The 19,659-nt window shown below is 64.0% G+C and carries 21 protein-coding genes; 5 read left to right on the top strand and 16 right to left on the bottom strand.

The features are described 5' to 3' along the window. Positions 1 to 11 precede the first annotated feature (11 nt). From ABZ444_RS09455 to ABZ444_RS09420, 8 genes are all read right to left on the bottom strand, one after another. On the bottom strand, positions 12 to 1,238 hold the full coding sequence (locus ABZ444_RS09455) for a site-specific integrase (RefSeq protein WP_357994543.1): 1,227 nt from the start codon (positions 1,236 to 1,238) through the stop codon (positions 12 to 14). A gap of 3 nt (positions 1,239 to 1,241) precedes the next feature. Further along, the gene (locus ABZ444_RS09450; protein ID WP_357994542.1) at positions 1,242 to 1,418 is read right to left on the bottom strand and encodes a helix-turn-helix domain-containing protein; all 177 of its coding nucleotides are present in this window, start codon (positions 1,416 to 1,418) and stop codon (positions 1,242 to 1,244) included. Beyond that, the gene (locus tag ABZ444_RS09445) at positions 1,415 to 2,773 is read right to left on the bottom strand and encodes a replication initiator (protein ID WP_357994541.1); all 1,359 of its coding nucleotides are present in this window, start codon (positions 2,771 to 2,773) and stop codon (positions 1,415 to 1,417) included. The genes ABZ444_RS09450 and ABZ444_RS09445 overlap by 4 nt, the downstream gene beginning before the upstream one ends. A 213-nt stretch (positions 2,774 to 2,986) precedes the next feature. Beyond that, entirely contained in the window at positions 2,987 to 3,145 is a 159-nt protein-coding gene (locus ABZ444_RS09440) for a hypothetical protein (protein WP_357994540.1), read from the bottom strand. 18 nt (positions 3,146 to 3,163) lie between these two features. Continuing rightward, the gene (locus tag ABZ444_RS09435) at positions 3,164 to 3,505 is read right to left on the bottom strand and encodes a hypothetical protein (RefSeq protein ID WP_357994539.1); all 342 of its coding nucleotides are present in this window, start codon (positions 3,503 to 3,505) and stop codon (positions 3,164 to 3,166) included. 15 nt (positions 3,506 to 3,520) lie between these two features. Next, complete coding sequence (locus ABZ444_RS09430) at positions 3,521 to 4,162, bottom strand: DUF2637 domain-containing protein (protein ID WP_357994538.1); 642 nt, start codon at positions 4,160 to 4,162, stop codon at positions 3,521 to 3,523. A gap of 18 nt (positions 4,163 to 4,180) precedes the next feature. Beyond that, positions 4,181 to 5,500, bottom strand: a complete 1,320-nt coding sequence (locus ABZ444_RS09425; protein ID WP_357994537.1) for an FtsK/SpoIIIE domain-containing protein — start codon at positions 5,498 to 5,500, stop codon at positions 4,181 to 4,183. Beyond that, a complete protein-coding gene (locus ABZ444_RS09420) occupies positions 5,493 to 5,822 on the bottom strand; it encodes a hypothetical protein (protein ID WP_189651149.1) in 330 nt (109 codons plus the stop codon). The genes ABZ444_RS09425 and ABZ444_RS09420 overlap by 8 nt, the downstream gene beginning before the upstream one ends. Before the next feature lie 110 nt (positions 5,823 to 5,932). Between ABZ444_RS09420 and ABZ444_RS09415 the strand changes: the two genes are divergently transcribed. Continuing rightward, positions 5,933 to 6,298 (top strand): winged helix-turn-helix domain-containing protein, encoded by a 366-nt coding sequence (locus ABZ444_RS09415; protein WP_357994536.1) that lies wholly within the window; start codon positions 5,933 to 5,935, stop codon positions 6,296 to 6,298. Here ABZ444_RS09415 and ABZ444_RS09410 read toward each other — a convergent pair. Together ABZ444_RS09410 and ABZ444_RS09405 are read right to left on the bottom strand one after the other, a co-directional pair. After that, a complete protein-coding gene (locus tag ABZ444_RS09410) occupies positions 6,258 to 6,449 on the bottom strand; it encodes a hypothetical protein (RefSeq protein ID WP_357970093.1) in 192 nt (63 codons plus the stop codon). The genes ABZ444_RS09415 and ABZ444_RS09410 overlap by 41 nt on opposite strands. Further along, complete coding sequence (locus tag ABZ444_RS09405) at positions 6,446 to 6,661, bottom strand: hypothetical protein (RefSeq protein WP_357994535.1); 216 nt, start codon at positions 6,659 to 6,661, stop codon at positions 6,446 to 6,448. Before ABZ444_RS09405 ends, ABZ444_RS09410 begins: the two co-directional genes overlap by 4 nt. 152 nt (positions 6,662 to 6,813) lie before the next feature. Here ABZ444_RS09405 and ABZ444_RS09400 point away from each other — a divergent pair, with 152 nt between their 5' ends. Then, a complete protein-coding gene (locus tag ABZ444_RS09400) occupies positions 6,814 to 7,554 on the top strand; it encodes a helix-turn-helix transcriptional regulator (protein ID WP_357994534.1) in 741 nt (246 codons plus the stop codon). Positions 7,555 to 7,556: 2 nt separating this feature from the next. After that, positions 7,557 to 8,033: an NUDIX domain-containing protein gene (locus ABZ444_RS09395; RefSeq protein ID WP_357994533.1), complete on the top strand. Its 477-nt coding sequence runs from the start codon at positions 7,557 to 7,559 to the stop codon at positions 8,031 to 8,033. Here ABZ444_RS09395 and ABZ444_RS09390 read toward each other — a convergent pair. The 3 genes from ABZ444_RS09390 to ABZ444_RS09380 all read right to left on the bottom strand — a co-directional run bounded on the left by ABZ444_RS09390 (position 8,001) and on the right by ABZ444_RS09380 (position 9,444). Then, positions 8,001 to 8,567, bottom strand: a complete 567-nt coding sequence (locus ABZ444_RS09390; protein ID WP_357994532.1) for an HD domain-containing protein — start codon at positions 8,565 to 8,567, stop codon at positions 8,001 to 8,003. The two genes, ABZ444_RS09395 and ABZ444_RS09390, sit on opposite strands and share 33 nt — an antisense overlap. 66 nt (positions 8,568 to 8,633) lie before the next feature. Next, positions 8,634 to 9,116, bottom strand: coding sequence for a GntR family transcriptional regulator (locus ABZ444_RS09385; protein ID WP_357994531.1), 483 nt, complete (start codon positions 9,114 to 9,116; stop codon positions 8,634 to 8,636). Then, on the bottom strand, positions 9,097 to 9,444 hold the full coding sequence (locus tag ABZ444_RS09380) for a hypothetical protein (RefSeq protein ID WP_357994530.1): 348 nt from the start codon (positions 9,442 to 9,444) through the stop codon (positions 9,097 to 9,099). The genes ABZ444_RS09385 and ABZ444_RS09380 overlap by 20 nt, the downstream gene beginning before the upstream one ends. Positions 9,445 to 9,590: 146 nt before the next feature. Here ABZ444_RS09380 and ABZ444_RS09375 point away from each other — a divergent pair, with 146 nt between their 5' ends. Both ABZ444_RS09375 and ABZ444_RS09370 read left to right on the top strand, forming a co-directional pair. Next, positions 9,591 to 10,325: an XRE family transcriptional regulator gene (locus ABZ444_RS09375; protein WP_357994529.1), complete on the top strand. Its 735-nt coding sequence runs from the start codon at positions 9,591 to 9,593 to the stop codon at positions 10,323 to 10,325. Between the two features lie 645 nt (positions 10,326 to 10,970). Then, the gene (locus tag ABZ444_RS09370) at positions 10,971 to 11,123 is read left to right on the top strand and encodes a hypothetical protein (protein WP_357994528.1); all 153 of its coding nucleotides are present in this window, start codon (positions 10,971 to 10,973) and stop codon (positions 11,121 to 11,123) included. 218 nt (positions 11,124 to 11,341) lie between these two features. Here ABZ444_RS09370 and ABZ444_RS09365 read toward each other — a convergent pair whose 3' ends face one another. From ABZ444_RS09365 to ABZ444_RS09355, 3 genes are all read right to left on the bottom strand, one after another. After that, positions 11,342 to 11,668, bottom strand: a complete 327-nt coding sequence (locus ABZ444_RS09365) for a hypothetical protein (RefSeq protein WP_357994527.1) — start codon at positions 11,666 to 11,668, stop codon at positions 11,342 to 11,344. A gap of 25 nt (positions 11,669 to 11,693) precedes the next feature. Continuing rightward, the gene (locus ABZ444_RS09360; protein ID WP_357994786.1) at positions 11,694 to 18,614 is read right to left on the bottom strand and encodes a polymorphic toxin-type HINT domain-containing protein; all 6,921 of its coding nucleotides are present in this window, start codon (positions 18,612 to 18,614) and stop codon (positions 11,694 to 11,696) included. Between the two features lie 484 nt (positions 18,615 to 19,098). Then, a partial coding sequence (locus ABZ444_RS09355) for a transposase (protein WP_357994526.1) occupies positions 19,099 to 19,659 on the bottom strand: 561 nt, incomplete at its 5' end.

The raw sequence follows: 19,659 nt of genomic DNA, 5'->3' as shown, positions 1-19,659 counted from the left end.
GTGGCGGCCGCTTACGGGCGGAAGAAACGCTCGTCAATCGCTCTGCGGGCGCGGTCGTGAGATCCGGGCATCATGTGGGCATAGACACGGAGGGTGAAGCCTGGGTCGGCGTGGCCTAGGTACTCGGCAAGTTCCTTGACCGAAACGCCGCCGGCCAGCATGACGCTCGCGTAGTAGTGCCGGAGTTGGTGCAATCCTTCCTTGCGGGAGGTGACGTAGCGGCTTCGTTTGCGCGGGTCCTTGTCTGGTGCCGGGATCACGCCCGCTGTCACCAGAGCGGGCTTCCAGACGGTTTCGCTGTAGCTTCTGGCCTTGATGAAGCGGTCGTCCGTCCAGCGAAACAGCAGGTTGTGGGTGCGGAGTCTGCCATCCGGCTTTTCCCAGGGCAGGGAGCAGGCCAGCGGGGGATAGGCGGAGACGTGCCGCTCGATGGCCTCCGCAGCCCGGCCGGGCAGCGGTACGACCCGCTCACGGTCGTTCTTCGGCAGAGCGAAGACGTGGTGCGATCCCAGCTTCTTGATCTGCCGACGTACGCGAACAAGACACTCCTCGAAGTCGATGTCTTCAAGGGCCAGGCCGAACAGCTCACTCTGCCGCAGTCCGCACGCGGCCCCCAGCATTGGGAGCAGGCGGAAGAGGCCGGGGTGAGCGTCGATCAGGGCGTAGACCCGTTCGTCCGACCATGCCGTGATCGCTTCGGTGGTGCGCTTCGGCACCTGGACGATCGGCGACTTCGCGGGACTTCGCTTGATCGCCTCGTCGGCGACGGCCAGGTCGAGGATGCCCTGGAGGACCAGGAAGGCCGTCTGTACGGTCGAGGTCTCGAAGCGGCTGCTCAGGTCGCTGATCCACGCCTGGATTTGGGATGGCTTGATGCTCTTCACTTGGCGCTTCGTGTAGGTCGGTGCGACGTGGAGGCGGTGGATGTACTCGTATCGGATCTTGGTCGAGGGGTCCACCATGCGGGAGGCGAGCCAGCGTTCGGCGATATCGCCGAAGAGCACCTTGCCGGCGTTCGGGTCGATGTAGTCGCCGCGGGCGATGTCGGCGCCCATCGTGGCGATTTTGCGCTCGGCGTCGGCCTTGCGGTCATAGGCGGTCGAGCACTCCTTCCCGTCGGGATCCACCCAGACGGCGAGCCAGCGCTTGCCCTTGCCGTACCGCGTGGTCCGGACTTTCCGCGGTTTGCCGTCCTGGTCGCGGACTGTCTTGGTCCACAGGTCCTTGACGAAGGCCATGGGCTACTCCTGGTCCTGGACCCAGGACATGACGTCCTCGGGCAAGTAGCGCAGATGGCGGCCGATCCTGTGGCCTCTGGGGCCGGTGCGGTGGTGTCGCCATTGGTAGAGCGTGGCGATCGGAACACCGAGGAAGGTGGCTACGTCCTGGACAGTCCAGAGCTTGGTGAGAGTGCTCATATGCACCCTCCGGTGATGGCGGCGGCGAGGAGTTGATCGCCTAGGGAGTGGCCCTTGCCTGCGTACTCCCATTCGCTGATCACGAGGGCTGCGTCTTCGGCGAAGAGCGGGAGGCGGCCGGTGGTGATCTCGCGTTGTCGGACGTGGTGTTCGCGGTCAGCTCGGATGTCGCCGAGGGTGGTGGAGTAGCGGCGGGAGCGGGTTGAGAAGTGGCCGCGGAATCCGAGCATGTGGGCCCAGTCGGCGAGGCGCAGTTCGGCTAGGTCGGGTTCGGTGCCGAGTTCCATGCAGGTGGTGATGAGGCGGCGGGCGTGGTCGCGGAGGTTGTACAGGGTCAGGTCGTCGAGGGGGTTGATGCGGCGGTCGAGGGTGCCGACGCATTCGGCGGCTTTGGTGGCGTACTTGGCGATGTAGCCGGCGACGGCTTGGTCGGTGAGGTCGCCGTTCAGGGTGATGGGGCGGATGTCGAGTTGCCGCCCCCAGCGCAGGACTCGTTCGGGCTGGTCGAGGTAGGCGGGAGCTTTGGCGGACACGGCTTTGGCGGCGTGCTGGATTGCAGTGGTCAGGGCGTCGGCAGTGGCCCAGGGCGGTGGAGGTGTGGCGGGCCCTCCGGGGCCGTCGAGGCGGATGACGGCGTGGAAATGGACGACGCCACGCCGCTGGTACTCGGCGACTTTGGCGAAGGAGAGGGTGAGGTGGTGGCGGAGGTCCTTGAGGAGCAGGCCACCGAGTTTGGCCAGGTGGCGGCGTACGGAGTCGGCGAAGCGCTTCCACAGCAGCGGGGCCAGGGCGTTGAACAGGACGGAGCCCGTGTAGTCGTAGCACTCAGGGCAGAGCGGTTCGCCCAGGCGCGGGTCGTCCTTGCTGTGGCGTTGGGTGCAGGACATGACTTGGCCGTGTGGGCAGGTGGTGGCGTTGCGGCGGGCGTGGCAGGGCTGGATCTTGCCGTGGTGTTCGTGGCGGGTGTGGACCGGGCCGAAGGACGGCGCGGTCAGGGTGATGAACAGGGTTGGGTGGGTGGTGACGGTCTCGGGGACGCCTTTGCCGCCCACGAGGCCGGCGCGGATGAGGTGGTAGGTGTCGGCGCGGTAGGTCTCGGCGCAGGACGGGCAGCGGGTGGCCCGGCGGGTCTTGCACGGGACGCGCAGGATGCCGTCGGGTTCGGTGCGGGTGGTGTAGCGGTGCAGGAGTTGGCCGGTGGCACGGTCGTAGTGGTCGACCTTGCCGCGTAGGTGGATGGGCTGGCGGCAGCCGCCGGTGCGCTTGACCTGGTTTGCCCAGCGGTCGTAGTCGGGGTGGTTAAGTCGGGCGATCATGCCCGCTTTGGCGTGCGCGGTGGCGTGAAGTGTGGGCAAGATGGAGACCTCCTTTCGCTCGTTCGGGTGAAGGGATGGCCCTCGACCTGGCAGTCGTCTTGGCGGATGTGCGGCCAGGCCGGGGGCGCTGCGCTTTATGCGCCGTGGTTATCGATGCCGGTGCCGTCGCAGTCGAGGCAGCGGGCGTCGTCGGAGTCGATTCCGGTGCCGTTGCAGGTGCAGCAGCGGTAGTGGATCACCTCGTCCATCGGGTCACTTCCTGTCGCGGGCGGTGGTGAGGTAGATGCGCCAGTGATGAGGGCGGGTGCGGTCGGGGTAGGCGCGTGAGACGCCGATGACGGTGAAGTGCAGGCGTAGGCGGAACAGGGCGTCAACGATCTCGGCTCGGGTGCCGTCGATGCGGATGCGCATGCTCGGGTCCTCTTCTGATCAGGTGGCGGGCGTGGGGTCGGATTGGATGCAGCCGCGGTAGCTGGCTTCGGCGGCGTGGCTGGCGCGGGCGGCGGCCAGGATGGCGACGGCGCGGTATTCCACCGGGCCGAACAGGCGCGAGGTGGCGTAGTGGCCGTACGGGGAGTCCTCGTAGTCGATCTGCGAGCCGACGAGGGCGGCGATCTGGTCGATTTCGGCGCGTTGGTCGGAGTCGCTGGCCTGGTGGGTGAAGTGGTGGACGGTGACGCTGGAGGAGACGGGTATGTCGGGATGGGCTTCCAGGAAGGCGGCCAGGTCGAGCAGGCCGTGGATGAGGGCGGTGCGGCGGTCGTGGGTCATGGGTCGGTTCTCCCTTCAGGCGGTGCGCAGGGTGCGCAGCAAGTCGGAGGCGAGTTGGTTGGACACGCCCAGGTGGGCGCGTAGGGCGTCTCGGGTGATGGGCTTGCCGTGCCGGGTGTGGTGTTCGTCGGCTACACGGCGGGCGTAGTCGATCAGGGCGGGCGCGAGGTCGCTGTCCCGCTCGTCGTCCTCGTCCTGGGGGTGGGACGGGACGAGTTCCGGAGCCGAAGACGAAGCCAGGACGGGCGAGGACGCCACAGCAGTGGACGGTTCCGGACGGGTGGCGCGGCGTTCCAGCATCGAGACGGCGATGAGGAAGGCGGCGGCCGGAGTCGCTGCGGTGATCCAGCCCCAGGCGGTCGGGTCGGCTTGGGCGAGGTTCGCGGCCAGGGACAGGACGATCCCACCGGTCAGGACGAGGACGGGCCACGAGAGCCGTCCCCGCCGGTGGTTGCCGGTCCTCTTGTCGCGTTGACGTTCGCGGGCGGCCATGACGCAGGTCAGGTCGATGCAGACGGCGACTGCCCAGGACATCCAGCCGGTCTGGCCGTGCTCGGTGGCGGTGTCGCGGATGTGGGTGAACGATCCGGCACCCGCGATGGCGGCCAGGATGAGAACCGGGCCGGTGTCGAGCAGCCAGCAGGCGAAGCGTCGCATCGTTCCTCCCTTCGTGGTTCAGGCGTTGATGGGTTCGGGCAGGTGGGCGGTGATCTCATCCCAGGCAGGGGTGAGGTGGGCGTGAGTACGGGCGGCGTGTTCGGCGGCTTGCTCGGTGACGTAGTAGGAGCGGGCGCGGTACCACTGGCCGTCCTGACCGGCGACGATGGCGACCCCTGGCGTTTCGGCGGGGATGGCACGAGCCGAGGCGAGGGCCGCCGGGTCGAGATCGCCGAGCGTCATGGTGGCGGTCTCGGGATCGTTGACGCGGTGGCAGATCCGTCCGGAGCACTGGGCACGGAGAGCGGTGACGCCGGGGCCGAGGTCAGAGCCGATGCGCTGGCCGCAGCAGAACAGGTAGATGCCGAACGCTCGTCCGAGCTGGGCGACCCGCAGCAGGGCTGTCGAGGTCTTGGCGATCTCGTCCTTCTCGGACTTGTCGGCCATCAGGTACAGCTCGGCCAGCTCGTCGACCAGGGCTACGACCGGGACCGGCCGCACGCCCGGCGGAAGCTGCCAGATGTTCCTAGCGCCGGCCTGGCGGCACAACCCCATGCGATCGACCATCAGACCGACCAGATCATCCAGCAGCCCGCCGGACTCGGCGCGCGAGGTGGCCAGCGCGGACAGGCGCGGCCTGTAGGGCGTGAACTCCACCCCGCCCTTGAGGTCGAAGCCGACCAGGGCCACGGGTTGCGGAGCCAGCCCGACGATCAGGGCGTTGGCGAGGTTCGACTTCCCGGACTGCGTCGCCCCCGCGTTCAGCCAGTGCGGCACGGTGCGGAAGTCGATGGTCCAGGGCTTGCCGGTCTCCAGCCGCCCCACGGTGACCTTGAGCAGTTCCGGTGAGGGCGGGAGTTCGTCGACCTTGACCAGCGGGTCGCGCATGGTGGCCATGAGGACGACGCGGCCGGGACCGGGTGAGGAGACGCGGATGGCGTGGACGCCCCAGGAGTGCGCGAGGCGTTCGGCGACGTCGGCGTAGTCGCCGGGGGTTTGGCCTTCTAGGGTGTGCAGGGTGACGCGCCAGCCGTGCCGGGTCGGCAGTGGCAGCCACATGAACGGCTTGGTGTCCACGGCGATGCGCTGCCACCTGCGCCGGACGCGGACGATGCCCGTCGAGGCCATCAGGCCGGGGACGGTGGTGAACCAGAAGCGCTGCCGCTTCTTGGTCAGCCCGCAGCCGAGGGCGACCCGCCGCCACGAGGCCCGTACCGACAGGCCGACGAGCGAGAAGCCGAGCACGAGCCAGAAGGACGGGTGGTGGAAGCGGCGCCAGGCCCACAGCCCGGCCGCGACGGCGGCCAGGGCTGCGAGCAGGTACGGCGCGTCAGGCATCGACGGCCTCCCTGGCGGGGAGCAGCGCCGAGGCGCGGTAGGCGATGCCCCATCGGCCGGCGATCTCCCAGACGTAGCCGAGCAGGCCGACGGCGTTGACCTGGTCGCCGACGCTGATGGGCGGTTCCCCGGTGATGCCGATCTTGACGAGTTCGATCCGGCCGAACTCGTCCTCGACGGAGACGGTGACCTCGTAGACGGTGTTGCCGTTCTTGTCGGTCTTGATCTCACCGGTGTCCCTGTTGAGCACCCGCGGACGCGGTGCCTTGACGCAGGTGATGGCGAGCTTGCCGACATCCACAGGAATCGGGATGGAACGCATGGGCTGTGACCTCCTCTTTCGTCGTTCACCAACATAGTTAACCTAGTTGGCTTGGTTGTCAACGTCCTCTCGGTTGGCTTGGTCGGTGTTTCGTGGTGTGATGGACGGCGATGGTCAAGAACACCGGGCGCCCCGGCTACCTCCAGATCGCCGACGATCTCCGCGCGCAGATCAACGGCGGCTCTCTCGCGCCCGGCACCCCGCTGCCGTCCACCGCGCAACTCGCCGAGCGGTACGACGCCTCGTTGAGCGTGGTGAAGATGGCCGTCGGCATCTTGCGCAACGAGGGCCTGGTGATCGGCCAGCAGGGCAAGGGCGTGTTCGTCCGGGATGTCGAGGAGCGCCCCGCCGGCGACGAGCAGGCCGACGTGGCCGAGCTGCGCGCCGCCGTGCGGGACTTGTCGGTACGCCTCGCCAAGGTCGAGGAGCAGTTGGCTACGTCCACGTCACGCCGTCCCGGACGTAGCAGCCGGTGACCTTCCGGGCCAGCGAGGCCGAGGCCCCGCCGGGGTGCCGGCGCAGGCTCAGGGCCTTGTCCTGGCGGCGGATGCCGACCAGGACCATGACGTAGCCGACGAGCAGGGTCGTGCTCAACAGAGCGGCGATGATCAGCGGAAGCCAGCTCACGTCCAGCTCACCCCCATCGCGAACGCGCCGCGGGGGCCGCGCGGGGGACGCCTGGTCTCGGTCCGTCGCCGGTTGCGCCGGTTCCGGGACCGCTCCTTACGCGCCCACCGGCTCCGCGCCAGGCACTTGGAGCACTGGGTCTGCCCCTCGGTCAAGGCGTTGCCGCAGTCGCACGAGGGCGTCTCGGCGGGGATGGTGATCTCGTTGTTCATGGGTGCATCTCCTCCTTCGGTCGCTGCCGTTGTGGCGTTGTGCAACCGAGGGTGCGACGCAGAGTCAGGACGAGATCACTACACGACGGGACATGTTCAAGACGTCCGGCCTACGATGTCCAGGTCCCCGGACGTCCTTGGGAGCAGGTGAGATGGCGAACGAACGGCTACGCGCCGCGCTGTTGCAGAAGGGCGTGAGCGTCGCGGACCTGGCCGAGGCGATTGAGGTGGATCCAAAGACCGTCGAACGGTGGATCACCAAGGGACGCGAGCCGTACCGTAAGCACCGGTTTGCCACGGCTTCGTACCTCGGTGTGGACGAGACGTACCTGTGGCCGCAGGCCCTCTCGCGGGAACAGGTGGTCGCCGCGTCCGAGAGCGAGGTCCTGGCGATCTATCCACACCGCTGGGCCGTACCGCGGGACGCGTGGGGACGTCTGTTCACTGCCGCGTCCCAGGACATCGGCGTCCTGGTCTACAGCGGATTGTTCCTCGCCGACGACGCCGCGATGGTCCGTCTGCTGGGGGAGAAGGCGCAGGCGGGCGTGCGGGTCCGTGTCCTGCTCGGCGACCCCGGCTGCGCCGAAGTCGCTCAGCGGGGAGAGGACGAGGGCGTCGGCGACAGCATGGCCGCGCAGATCCGCAGCGCGCTGATCTTCTACCGGCCGCTCCTGCCCCTGGACAACTTCGAGCTCCGCCTCCATCAGACGATCCTGTACAACTCGATCTACCAGGCTGACGGCGACTACCTGGTCAACATGCACGTGTACGGCACCCGCGCCGGGAACGCGCCCGTACTGCATCTGCGAAGGGTGGCCGGCGGCGAGATGGTGACCACCTACGCCGACAGTTTCGAGAAGGTATGGGCACAAGCCATCCCGGTGGAGTCCTGACAATGGCCAAGCGAATCGACTTCTACGACGACCCCGACGCACCCGAGCCGAACAGCCTGGTCCCGTCCGTCAACGTCATCGTCACCAACACGGCCGGGGACGTCTTGATGATTCGCCGGACTGACAACGACAACTGGGCCGTGCCGGGCGGCGCGATCGACCTCGGCGAGTCCATCCCCGCGGCAGCCATCCGCGAGACGTATGAGGAGACCGGCATCACCTGCGAGATCACCGGCCTGGTCGGCACCTACAGCGACCCCCGGCACGTGATCCTCTACACCTCCAACGGCGAGGCCCGACAGGAGTTCTCCATCGTCCTGACCGGCCGCGCGGTCGAGGGCGAGCCGACTCCGAGCGAGGAGTCCCGAGAGGTCTGCTGGGTATCCAGGAACGAGATCACGTCACTGCCGATGGACCGCTCGATGCGCAGGCGGATCGACCACTATCTAACCGGCGTCGGCCTGCCGCACATCGGATAGCGCCGCCTCCACCGACCGCACCGAGGACACGATGCAGGGGGTGGCGTCCGTGATCGACCGGCTGACCACATGCTCAGGGCCATACCGCGAGTGGATCTCGGCCAGGCGGTCGCTGACATCCACATGCCGGCCATCCGGGCCGGTGGTCATGTCGCAGTAGGTGAGAGCTCTAGCCAGGACCGGCGCTCCCTGGTCGAACTCCTTGGCCAACACATCGAACAGGTCACGCTGCCGGGCCTCATTGTCCGCGCACGAGTGGTAGGCCACCAGCCGGCACAGCCGCTCATCTGCCCCGGCGACATCGCGCAGGTAGCGAGCGCCGTCGAGCTGATGCATGCCCGTGCCCACCAGGTCCGGGGCGTATCCGATGTCATGCAGAAGCGAAGCGGCAATCAAGGTGTCGGCCTCTTCCCCAAGGAGCGGCGTCAGGGATGCAGCTCGCTCAGCCACTCCTTGGGTATGCGCCCAGCGGCGAGGCAAGGTCGTCTTCAGCAGGTCCTTGGCTAGGCCATAGGCCCAGTCGACATCTTTCACGCTGTTCACCTTAGACAGACCGCATATGTGCCGATCCAGTATCAGATACGGACGTCCCAGGACGTCTCATCCACAAACGAACCGGCCCCGCCCATGCTCGACCACGACCAGCCCTTCACGCTCCAGAACGTCGAGCGCCCGCCGCACCGTGTCCCGTGACGCCTCGTACCGCTGCCGCAGCTCCTTCTCGCTCGGCAACACAGTCCCTGTGGCGAGGGCGCCGCTCTCGATCTGAGTGCGCAGCTCAGAGGCGATCACCTGATAGCGGTACGCGATGTCCGCCCGCGTCCCTGGTACCACGCGGCCTTTGGAGGGAATCGTGACGATGACCCCCTCCTGCTCCAGAATGGCGAGGCCACGTCTGAGCGTGTTCCTGGCCACCCGGAACTCCGCGCACAACTCAGCCTCGGACGGCAGCGAACCGCCCACCGGATACTGTCCTACGCCGATCCGTGCCCGCAACCGCTCCGCGATCTGGGTGTAGACAGCACCGCCCGTCAGCCACGGAGACTCGTCCACAGCCATGCCGTCAGGCACGCCGATACGCATCAGAGATCAGGCCTAGATCGATGCGCAGCTCGGCCTGATCACCCGCTCGCCAGCCGTTCCGGGCGACCTGCTCAACCCTGTCGATGGCAGCCTCCAGATTGAGGCAACTGGTCCGCTCGTCGGGCTGATCACCCCAATAGAACCAGTAGAACGGGACGTTGACGTAGACCTTCCGGATCCGAGAGCGACGATCCTGGACGCTCAACTCAGGACGCCCATCCTCAGCCGCCATCAAGACGGCCGCGATCCCCCGAGGTCGTAGCCCGTTCCCCAGCTCCGTCAGCAGACGCTGCTGATAAGCGAGGCTCTGTGCTCGGCCGCTTTGCATGTGTTCCGTCCCTTCGGTGGCTCTTCCGGCCCCACGAGCATCGGCCAGGCACCAGGAACCTCTACACCGCAACTAGGGGACGTCTAGGGACGTCTCATGTTAACGTCCCAGGCAACGACGGTTCCCTGACAGGAGCGGCGGCCCTCATGAACGACCACTTGCGCAACGCGATGCTCGCAGCCCGCATCACCCCGACCGACGTCGCAGCAGCCCTCACTGTGGACCCCAAGACCGTCCACCGCTGGCTCCAAGGCCGCATCCCCTATCCCCGCCACCGCTGGGCCATCGCTGACCTCCTACAGGTCCACGAAGCCGACCTCTGGCCGCAGGTAGCCCAACAACACCTCGCCCTCGTCGGCGACGTCCGGGCCATCTACCCCCACCGCTGGGCCGTCCCCAAGAGCGTCTGGCACACCCTCTTCCAAAGCGCAACCGAGGAGATCGACATCCTCACCTACAGCGGCCTGTTCCTCCCGGAAGACGGCAAGATCCTTGGCATCCTCACCGCCCGAGCCCACGCAGGCGTCAAGATCCGAATCCTCCTCGGCGACCCCAACAGCCCCCAGGTCGCCAGACGCGGCACCGACGAGGGCATCGGCCCCGAAGTCATGGCCGCCCGCATCAAGAACGCCCTAACCCTCTACCGTCGGCTACACGACGTCCCCAACGTAGAGATCCGCCTCCACCGAACCGTCCTCTACAACTCCATCTTCCGAGCAGACAACGAACTCCTGGTCAACCTCCACGCCTACGCCACCCCAGCCGCTGGAGCCCCCGTCATGCACCTCCACCACAAGGAGGAGCAGGGCGCAGCCGCGGTCTACCTCACCAGCTTCGTATGCATCTGGACCACCGCCGCGCCTCCTCACGACGAGATATGATCAGACACCGGGCAGCCCTGAAAGCAACTTCTCGACACGTCATTAAAGCGGCCCGCTGCGCGGACCGCCGGGCGCGCCGGTCGGCAAGCGTGCCCGGCTGCGGCTCTTCGGCCGGTCCGGGCACGTACCGCCCCGCGCGCCCGAGAGCCGACAGAAGCCGCCAGTAAGACGGTGACAGTCGCTCACTTCGGTTCTCGTCATGCCAACTGGACGCTGGTCACCTGCTACCTGCCCCGTCAGACACCGTCCCATTGATCGCTCGCTACGGCACGTCGAGATCATCTCTGCGCTTAGATGGTTGCTAAGCAAGTTTCCCTCTTCGTGGCTGAGCTCAGGGTGGGCCATCACACCAATACAGGTTGCGATCGCGCTGTGGCTGGTCATTGCACGGGGTTGAGGACGATCGAAGGTCCGAGGCTTCGCCCCGGCCCGCCGAGCGACCAGTGCGCCCCTGTGCATTCCACTGGCGCCCCCTATAGCGAGGTACGGCTGGACGTCACCAAGCGCTGGCCTCCCGGCTGACGGTCACCGGTGCTTGCTCGTCGCCTGGCTCCGACTCCGGGATGATCGCGGCTCTGCTTCGCCATCTCCAAGCCATACTCGCGGCTGTACGATATGGCCGCGACGGAGCCAAGGGACGTATGGGTGGTGGGCAAGGAAGACGGAGGCAGCGAGAGCGCGCCGTACCTGACCTGCTTCGATGACGTCTCCTGGCGCGAGCAGGAACTGCCGGTCGACATCCGTTCGCTGAGGCGCTCCACCTTCAACGTGGCCACCTCTGGTGCCAACGACGCCTAGCCGTTCGCTAGTCAAGGGCGAACAACGGCAGGCGGCCTTCCACTGGAACGGCATGACGTGTCGAGAAGAGCCGCTACCTCAGAAATCAGCATCGTGCGCACAATAGTCCCGCCACAGGTGATGACGAGCGTCCCTGTGGCGGGTGCCAACATAAATTCCGGCTGCGGCATGAGGCAGCGTGGATGCGTTGCAGGATGTTCAAAGGCCGATGGCCGGCGTCACATCACAGGCACGTCCAGTTCATCGTCTTCGCCGATTCGAGGAAGTCGTTTGGCAATGTCTCCAGAATTCACTATGTCGCGAACCACATCGACCATTGCCGATGCGCCTTTGTTCTTAATGATGACCAGGTCAGGGAGACACAAATAGCTGCCGCCAAGTGACTGGCCCGATATTTCCTCGCGTTCAAGAATTCGTGCGACCTCTTCCCGGGTCATCATGCAGGCGCTAAATCTAGTGCCGTCCGGAAGCGTGATAATAGAGTCCCCCAACTCTATGGATTCGATATCCATCTCACCGGGTCGGAGGATGTCGATAGTGAACAACTCCTCACTCCAGGAATAGTATGCATTATTTTGCATAGAGTCTCTGCAATCTTGCGATGACTTTAGATTCATTCTTCTTATTTGCCTTTCCGACGATAACGATCGTGTTGCCGACCTTTCTGAAAAAGAGACGGCCTCCGTTCTCGGCTCGCCCATAACTTACGTCAGTTCCCGTGAGATATCCGTTCCCCTTTCCAGGATTCATGTTTCCCTTTGAAAGTTCATTGAATAGGTGATCCAAGTCTTTCTGGTTGCTTCGGCCAGCTTCTTGGGCAGCGCGCGTGAGGTAGGAGTCGTCGCCGATGGCCGATGCCATTCGGCCGCCACAGGGGGCAGCGTTGTGGACGAGAATATCAACGCTACCTGCAGCCACGTGGTAAGTATGGATATCGGAAACGGTGAGGTTGTACACGCGGCGGACCGCTGTCCATGCCCTGACGGCCTTGACTTCAGCATAGCCATTGGAGGCAGTCCGGAGGATCATCCCGGGCCGGAGATCGTCCGCATCCACCCATCGCCTTACGTCGGCGGCCCAGAGTGGATGGCCCGCGGTGGCGATCACGATCCCGGTGGCATCACCCTTGACGCCATCGATGTCTATCGTTAGTTGTACGAGCTTCTTGCTTCCCTCGCCTGCAATCAGCGCAACGACAGGTTTGGCCTCCGTTTTGCCGGTCTCAGGATCGGTGGCAATCACCTGATCGCCCACTCGGACATCCTCGATCCGCTTGCGGCTGCCGTCGACCATGAGCACCAACGTGCCCGGCACGAAGCTATTGCAGACGATCTCCTTGTATCGCTTGCCATATCTTGCCAGCCTTGTGGCGGGAACGGCATCGAGCATCGCCTCAAAACAGGAGCCAGTGTCCCTGCTGCCCAGACATTTGTCGATGCCGTCGAGCGGGAAGAACAAGAAGAAGAACCCCGCGACGTAATCCTTGCCGGAGCTGTATGAGCAAACGTATTCGACTGGACCGTCAGCTCCTGTGTTTCCGCACGCCAATGCGAATCCGTACTGCGGGGACAGGTGCTCAGCGATTCGATCGGCTTCCTTGTCCAGTTCGGTCGTGAGCGTGCGCCTGCGCCAGGCCTGGCATTGCTTGGAATGGGGATTCTTGCAGTTCCTCTGCTGCTCGCGTCGACGCTGTTCCCATTCCTTACATTCCCGGTAGTCTCGAGGGTTTTTGTAGTCGGCCTGAACGCAGGGGGAGAGGCCGGTTGGGTCGGACATGCCGATGGGATTATTTCCTGCGTAGCTGTAGGGGTTGGCCCACTGGGGCTTGGAAAGCTCGAGAAGCGGATCGGTCGAGATGAATTTGGCGATAGACGCGTCGTAGTAACGGGCATCGAGCAGGGTAAAGCCGATATTGTCATCTTCCGTCTTACCGAGGAAGCCGCGGTCCGTGAAGGGAAGGTCATCGCCTCCCCGGCGTTTCCCGTAGGAAAGGTATCGCTCGCGGCTCACCTTGCCTGTCGCGTCGTTGATGGCTAACTGAGTCGAGCCGTGCAGTCCGGACATCATCCAGGTAACGCCCTCGCCAACCGTGCGCATGGCGACTGTCGCGCCGTCGGGGGAGGCGTAGTACCGCTTTCCACTGAGCCGACCATCGGTGAGCTCGATTTCCATGTTGCCGAGGTAGAGGACGGTTTTGTCGGATCCGCGACGGATCAGGCGGTCACCGTCGGCGTCGTAGACCATGGTGGTGTCGTTGCCGTCGACCGTGGTCTTTTCCAGTTGCCCGAGTTCGTTCCAAGCGAGAGTGGATTGCTTGCCTCCAACAGACCGGGAGGTGAGCTGTCCAGCATTGTCGTAGCTATATGTGTCGGTGCCCGCAGGACGGTCAATCGAGGTAACCGCGTTAGGCCTGACCGACGACGGCCCCGGCGCGGGGTAACGGTAGGCCGAATTTTGACCGTTGTCATCGATCGAGATGATGTTGCCAACGCCGTCGTAAGCATAGGTGTGGTTATAGGGGTCTATCCCTTGGCTGTCCGGCGAGGCCGTGCATGACGAGCCAGTGGTTGTGTATGCCCTTTCGAGCCGGTGCAGGCCGTCGTAGGAGAAGCACTCCGACTGGCCGACCGTTGAACCTGACACCGCCGAGGCAGCGTCCAGAATGCGCGTGACCTCGCCGGCCGCGTCGTAGAAGAACTGATCATCCTGAGTAACGACAGGGACAGGGGTGTCGGCCTTGGCGCTGGTGGTGACGCGAGTAAGCCATCCGGTGCTGTTGTCCCATGTCAGGGCGCGCTTGATTTGCCCGTTGTTTCCGTACGAACGCTCGGCCAACTGGCCGGTCGGAGAGAACGTCGTGGCCTTGATGTAGGTGCCGAGGTCGCTACTCAGGGCGTATGGCAAGCCGAGGTCGGTGTAGGTCGATGTCACCTTCTCTGCAGGAAGGCCGGCAGCCGCGGGCATACCGAATGCGGCCACAGCGCCGGAAGGCGTGTAGGAGGTGGTGAAGTCATACGATCCGGCCAAGAGCCCTTCCACCGACGGAATCGTCAAGGTGGAGGCAGTCGGACGATCCATCGAGTCGTAGCTGGTAATGGTGTCCGTGTATGGCTGGCCGTTAACGTACCGAGTCGCCGATGTCAGTTGCCCCTTTGACACCGTGTCGAATATCCACGCGGCGAGTTTGGTGCCGGTATTCGGATCACCGGCCCATTGTGAAGTCTTACGTCCGAGATCGTCGTAGGTGTAGGAGGTTTTCTGTCCGTTGCCGTTCTTGGACCAGATTAGGCGGCCAGCGGCATCGAAGCTCTGCTGCAAATCTCCGGCATCCGGGTCGTGACCTGTAAGGCGTCGGCCGAGCAGATCATAGCTGAACGTGCGGACGTTGCCATTCGCGTCGATCTGCTTGGTGAGTCCGCCATTCAGGTCGTGCTCGTAGGCCGTATCGAAGTGAATAGTTGAATCTTTCCACTCCTCAACCTTTATTACTTGATCACCGGCATCGGTGTAGCGGACTGTTTTCCCGCCGATCGCTGGTGTGATCTCATTACGATTGCCAAAGTACGCGGTAGTGGTTCGACGCGTCTCGGTGGTGAGCGCCATATCGACTTGAGCGACCACCTGCTCAAGTCCGTCGTAGACCGCCTTGGACCATTGAGGCAACGAGGTAAGCGCGGGATTGAGGAGGCCGGATCCAGGCTGGGCCGCGTTATATACTGGCGAACTTTTGGTTGCGGTTAGACCGCGTGTGTCGTATGTCGTGACGGATACGGCGCGACCGCCGATGGGTGAGGCTATTTGACTTTCCCGCTCGCGACCCAGGCCATCGTCGTAGGAATACGTCGTAACATACTTCGCGGCGGTGCCCGATCCTGAGACTAGCTGAGATACTACTGTCCTGGCTGGGCCGTTTACGGTGCCATTGGCGTTGGTGGGAATTGCATACGAGATTGTGGCTGCTGGCGTGCCGCTGCTTCTGGGCTGCGCTGGCGTCCATAGTGCGGCGGCTCGGCCCAATGCATCATAGTCAATATTTACGTCGCGGCCATTTGCATCGCGAATTCCGACTACCGAACTGAACTGAGGAGATGTCCATGTCGTGGCTGTGTGCCCGAGTGGATTAGTAACAGTCACACCAGCCGTCGGCCAGCCGACAGTCGGGGTGTAACTGATCGTGGTGGTCTTGTTCATCGGGTCGGTCGCCGACAGCTTCCGCCCGTAGCCATCGAAGGTGGCCTTAGCTGTTGTAAATTCAGAACTGCTTGTGTAGGAGCGAACCTCGGTTACATTTCCTCGTTTTGGTGTGTTTGACGTTTCGCTGGTCGCCCCGTCGTACAAGGTGATCGTCCGACCCAGCAGTGTCCCGGCCGCGCAGTCATCACCGGTCCGACGCTCCTGGGACGCGGGGTAGGAGATCATCCATGCCCCCGATGACGTGTTGCGGGCGTAAGTGGTGGCTGCACACGAGTTGTCAGTGGCGACGCCACGCTCACCGTAGTCGTTGACCTTGATGGGCAACCCGTCGGCGTTGTACGTGGTCTTGGTCTCGGTGTACCGCCATCCCGACGGCACCTTCTCTCGCGCCACCTGCCGCGTTTGGTTGACCTGGTGCGGATCGGAGATGTCTGGACCATCACCCGTTACTACGATCTGGTACTCGTATCGAGTGGATGCCTCCTCTGTGAAGGCGCTGGGCGCCTTGAGCGTGATCGTCGGGCACGCGCCAAGGTTGGTCCAGTCGGTGGAGGTTCCTGGCTCGGCTGAGGTGGTTCGGACCGCCTGCCAGTGGCGACCGTTGTGCGATACCTGCTGGCCTGCGGCTTTGGGAAACCACTGCGGGCCTGAGTCAACCCATTCGGGGTAGACGCACGCCAAGATCGGGCTTTCGTTGGCGGTGGTTGTGGCTCGCCATGTCTGTTCTTGCAGTGTTCTGCCGGTAAGGCTGCGGAGGTCGTTGACGATGGTTCCGTCGAAGTCGGTCAGCGTGACACGCCGCGGGGTGCCGTCAGCGAGAGTCTCGTCGTAGAGTCCCCGAAAGAATGAGGACGTGGTGACGCTGTAGCCCGCCGGGTCGTCGCCGCTTCCCTTGAAGACTCGGACGGTCGGATATCCGCGGAACTGTGTCCATTCACCACCCCACACGTCGCAGACAAAATCCGGCGGCCAACCATGCCCTTGAGCACACCAGCTATCTGTGTAGTAGTTGGCGAGTGGGCTTCCCCAGGCAGGAGAGCCTAGGTAGCGATAGCGGGTCATCACGTCCGGCGAACCGCCAACCAGATCCTTGTCTGTCGTCTGGGTGACCAACCATTTATTGTATACCGAGCCAACAAAGTGGTACTTACCGTTGATGTCGGTATAACTGCCCTCATCCGTCCAGTAGCAGTCCCAGCCGGAGTCATCGCGATCAACTGCGGGCGTTGATGTGGTCAGGCCGCATCCTGAAGGCTGCCCATAGCGCACCTCGGAACGTCCACCTAGGCCGTTGTCAACCCCTGCGATACGCAGCATGCGAATACGTGGCCGAGTATCGGCGTCGTAGTTGTTGCGATTATCCAGGTAGACGCCATCGAATTGAACTGCCGGCATGGCCGCGTCGGGACCGTTTCCTGCCAAGCCGACGAAGCGGATGGTGTCCAGCCAGGCCACGTCCGCTCCGCCACGCCCCAGCTCAACACGAGAGACGTCATCCCAGGCGTTCGTCTGCGTGTTCCACGATTGAGTGACCACCGTGTCCAGCCACTTCATGACGAAGAAGGAAGGAGATCCCACAGCACACTTGATCTCTGGGCATACCAGGTCGGTTGGGACGTCGCTGTAGCCTGTGTTGGTGTTTTCCCTATCCACGACGTTGAAGACCAGCCGATGGGTGGGCTTCGATCCTGTGACATTGCTGTTTGCGCCGTAGGCCACCTGAGCTAGGTATCCGCCGCGGTCATAGGTGAGCCCGTTGTCATAGCAGTAGCCGGTGAAGTCGGGTTCGATCAGGCAATAATCGTTTTCCTCGACCGCGTACGTGTAGTCGATGATGTTGCCTTTGGGGTCGATCTCCTGGTCTACCATCCAGCGGTACGGGAAACGGCAGAATGCCTCCGTCCCCTCCAGCGTGCTCTTGTCGTAACACGGAGCGTCTGGGCTTTGCCCCAGATAGGGCACTTGCCAACTTGAGTCACGGTGGTAGCCGAGCCGATACGTCGTGCCGTCCTGCGCGGTGATGGTCCAGTACGGGAAGCCCGAGTCTGCCCCGGACGCTACATAGTTGATCTTCCAGCCGAGGTCTTCAACGGTCTTCCATGCGCCTGATGTGGCATCTTTAACGATACGCGACGACCTGCCGCCGATCGAGAGGGTCAGGTCATCATCGGTGTTCCAGCATCTGTGGTTTCCGCCGAGCGTGTCATGAGGGCACGAATAGTAGGTGCGTTCGATAAAACCGGCGCCGAGGTCCCAGCCTAGTCCTGCCCAGGAAGCCTGGTTATTGGTCGAGCCGGTCAACCCATCCAATGCTGCTGAGGAATACTCCAATGACAGTTTGGGCCCAGTTCCAGATGGCCCCGGCGGCACAGGTATGGGGTAAGAGTAGGAAAAGTCCCCACTCGACGGACCGACCTGCCAACTGCCTGATGACTTTAGGTCGGTGGCCTCAAATGATCCCGTTCCATCGCTCGCCGTAGATGACGCTGTGCTTGCGACCGTGTATACGGTGCCCGAGTCGGGCCAGCCCGATGCGGCCAAGTTTCCAGCGCTCGGGGCAGCATTAACCTCCGCCGTTAGCGTGCTGTGAAGCACGTCGTTGAATACCGGTAGCACTCGCCGCTTGCGCGCAGCTTCTCGCGCGCAAGCCTTGGACGGAGTCGTGTCCAGCACACATGCGGGTAGTTCAACCAGCGACAGCCGAGAAGCGAACCCACCGCCATACGCATCCCGGAAACCCGAATAGTCCACTGCAATCGAAAGTCGCCCTGGCTTCTGCCCGCCGTCGTTTCGAGCCAGTCGGAGGGCAAGGCCGACGCCGCCCAGTCGACGAGCCGTCACATCATCGAAGGTCTCTGCCTTTACCTTGGTCACAGGGTCGGTCGCAGGATCCGCGATACTACTGTCCGCCCGTTTAGCATTCTCCCCAGCGACAGCCTTACGGGCTCTCTTGTTCTTCGGCGTTCCTTCCGTCCGGCTGAGGGGCCTGTTTCGGGCCGGAGTCGCACCTATGCCGGCTGGAAGGTCCCTAGGCGGACCGACTTTTACTGGTAGTGAGGCCAGCGCAACAGGGTTGCCGGCAGTTGGTACGCTCACCTCGGCAGTACCCGGCTTCGGCCAAACCGACTTGGCTTGCTTAACTAGAGGTTTGGCCTCCTCATCGCCCTTGGTCACATCCTTGCGGACAGTGAGTGGGCGGCCGGGAACACTGGGCTCTTCGGTCTGTGAGGGCGCCGATGCAGCAGCATGTTGGATGAGGCCTTCCGGAACAGTGAGGCCAAGTAATAGGACCGCCATTGTGGTCGTGATGACGCCCAGCATTAACCACATTCGCGCACGCGGTAGCACCACGCCACACCCTCCACGCAAGACGAAGGGCATGCGCTGCCGCAGCCCATGACGGCCTATAAGGTCCACATAAGGACAATCAGTTGCTGATCATGCCTGACGTTCTCATAGCTCGTAAAGAGGCGTGTAAGACCTGGTATTGGCACCGACGCTCTCGTAGAGAGACATTTATGCAGCTGACGACGCCAGTCATGGTTCGATGGCTTCGAAGTCAGCCTTATGTGATCTATGTCACACAGTGTTGCAGTCTTGACCGCAGCAGGTCGCGGCAGTCCACTGCCTGGAAGGGGGGTGACATCAGAAAAACGAAGCGCTCCAGCAGTGGCCAGGCGCCTCTCCTGGCTGATCTTCTCCCTGCGCCAGCAGACGGCCCACTGAGCTACGGCGGTCACCGCAAACCCACTAGATGGTTGAGTCCAAGGGGTCCGGGTGATCAGTGGTCGTAGCGGGTGAGTGATCTCTTGATCGGCTGGCCGGTGTGATCGTTGTGCCAGATGGCCGCGGTCAAAGCCAGAACCTTGACGAAGATGCGGGCGGTGACGCCGGCCGGCGTGCGTCCGCCGTGTCGTTCCAGGTCCAGCTGGCCTTTGAAGGTCTGGTTGATCGACTCGATGGTCTGGCGTAACGGCTTGAACAGCTGCGCGCCGGCCCGCTCGGCCTCACCGGCCCGGGCCGGGCGTAGCAGCCGCACCCCGCCTTCGGCCAGCTCGTGTTCGAAGGCGCGGCCGTAGAACTGCCGGTCGGCGATCAACGTCGGATGCCGATGGTCGGCCAGTACCCGGGGAGCGGTGGCCAGCATGCCCAGCAGCACCTCGCGCTCATCGGCCTTGGCCCCGCTCAGCGCGAACAGCACCGGCAACCCGCCCAAGGTGCACACCAGGTGCAGGCGCAGCCCCCAAAAGTAGCGGGAATGGGAGGCGCAGTAGCCGTACTCGGCCCACCCTGCCAGGGCGCTGCGCCGCGCGGTCTCCACCGAGCGGCCGCACTCCACCGG

Origin of the sequence: Nonomuraea sp. NPDC005730 (genome assembly GCF_040630865.1) — a bacterium.
Lineage (GTDB): Bacteria > Actinomycetota > Actinomycetes > Streptosporangiales > Streptosporangiaceae > Nonomuraea.
The sequence above is the reverse complement of the archived record's forward strand: the minus strand, read 5'-3'. Positions and strand labels throughout refer to the sequence as shown.

Excerpts from the sequence above, each read along its gene's own strand:
- ABZ444_RS09455 (WP_357994543.1), bottom strand. The coding sequence starts at position 1,238 with ATGGCCTTCGTCAAGGACCTGTGGACCAAGACAGTCCGCGACCAGGAC.
- ABZ444_RS09450 (WP_357994542.1), bottom strand. The coding sequence starts at position 1,418 with ATGAGCACTCTCACCAAGCTCTGGACTGTCCAGGACGTAGCCACCTTC.
- ABZ444_RS09440 (WP_357994540.1), bottom strand. The coding sequence starts at position 3,145 with ATGCGCATCCGCATCGACGGCACCCGAGCCGAGATCGTTGACGCCCTG.
- ABZ444_RS09435 (WP_357994539.1), bottom strand. The coding sequence starts at position 3,505 with ATGACCCACGACCGCCGCACCGCCCTCATCCACGGCCTGCTCGACCTG.
- ABZ444_RS09430 (WP_357994538.1), bottom strand. The coding sequence starts at position 4,162 with ATGCGACGCTTCGCCTGCTGGCTGCTCGACACCGGCCCGGTTCTCATC.
- ABZ444_RS09425 (WP_357994537.1), bottom strand. The coding sequence starts at position 5,500 with ATGCCTGACGCGCCGTACCTGCTCGCAGCCCTGGCCGCCGTCGCGGCC.
- ABZ444_RS09420 (WP_189651149.1), bottom strand. The coding sequence starts at position 5,822 with ATGCGTTCCATCCCGATTCCTGTGGATGTCGGCAAGCTCGCCATCACC.
- ABZ444_RS09415 (WP_357994536.1), top strand. The coding sequence starts at position 5,933 with ATGGTCAAGAACACCGGGCGCCCCGGCTACCTCCAGATCGCCGACGAT.
- ABZ444_RS09405 (WP_357994535.1), bottom strand. The coding sequence starts at position 6,661 with ATGAACAACGAGATCACCATCCCCGCCGAGACGCCCTCGTGCGACTGC.
- ABZ444_RS09400 (WP_357994534.1), top strand. The coding sequence starts at position 6,814 with ATGGCGAACGAACGGCTACGCGCCGCGCTGTTGCAGAAGGGCGTGAGC.
- ABZ444_RS09395 (WP_357994533.1), top strand. The coding sequence starts at position 7,557 with ATGGCCAAGCGAATCGACTTCTACGACGACCCCGACGCACCCGAGCCG.
- ABZ444_RS09385 (WP_357994531.1), bottom strand. The coding sequence starts at position 9,116 with ATGCGTATCGGCGTGCCTGACGGCATGGCTGTGGACGAGTCTCCGTGG.
- ABZ444_RS09380 (WP_357994530.1), bottom strand. The coding sequence starts at position 9,444 with ATGCAAAGCGGCCGAGCACAGAGCCTCGCTTATCAGCAGCGTCTGCTG.
- ABZ444_RS09375 (WP_357994529.1), top strand. The coding sequence starts at position 9,591 with ATGAACGACCACTTGCGCAACGCGATGCTCGCAGCCCGCATCACCCCG.
- ABZ444_RS09360 (WP_357994786.1), bottom strand. The coding sequence starts at position 18,614 with ATGGCGGTCCTATTACTTGGCCTCACTGTTCCGGAAGGCCTCATCCAA.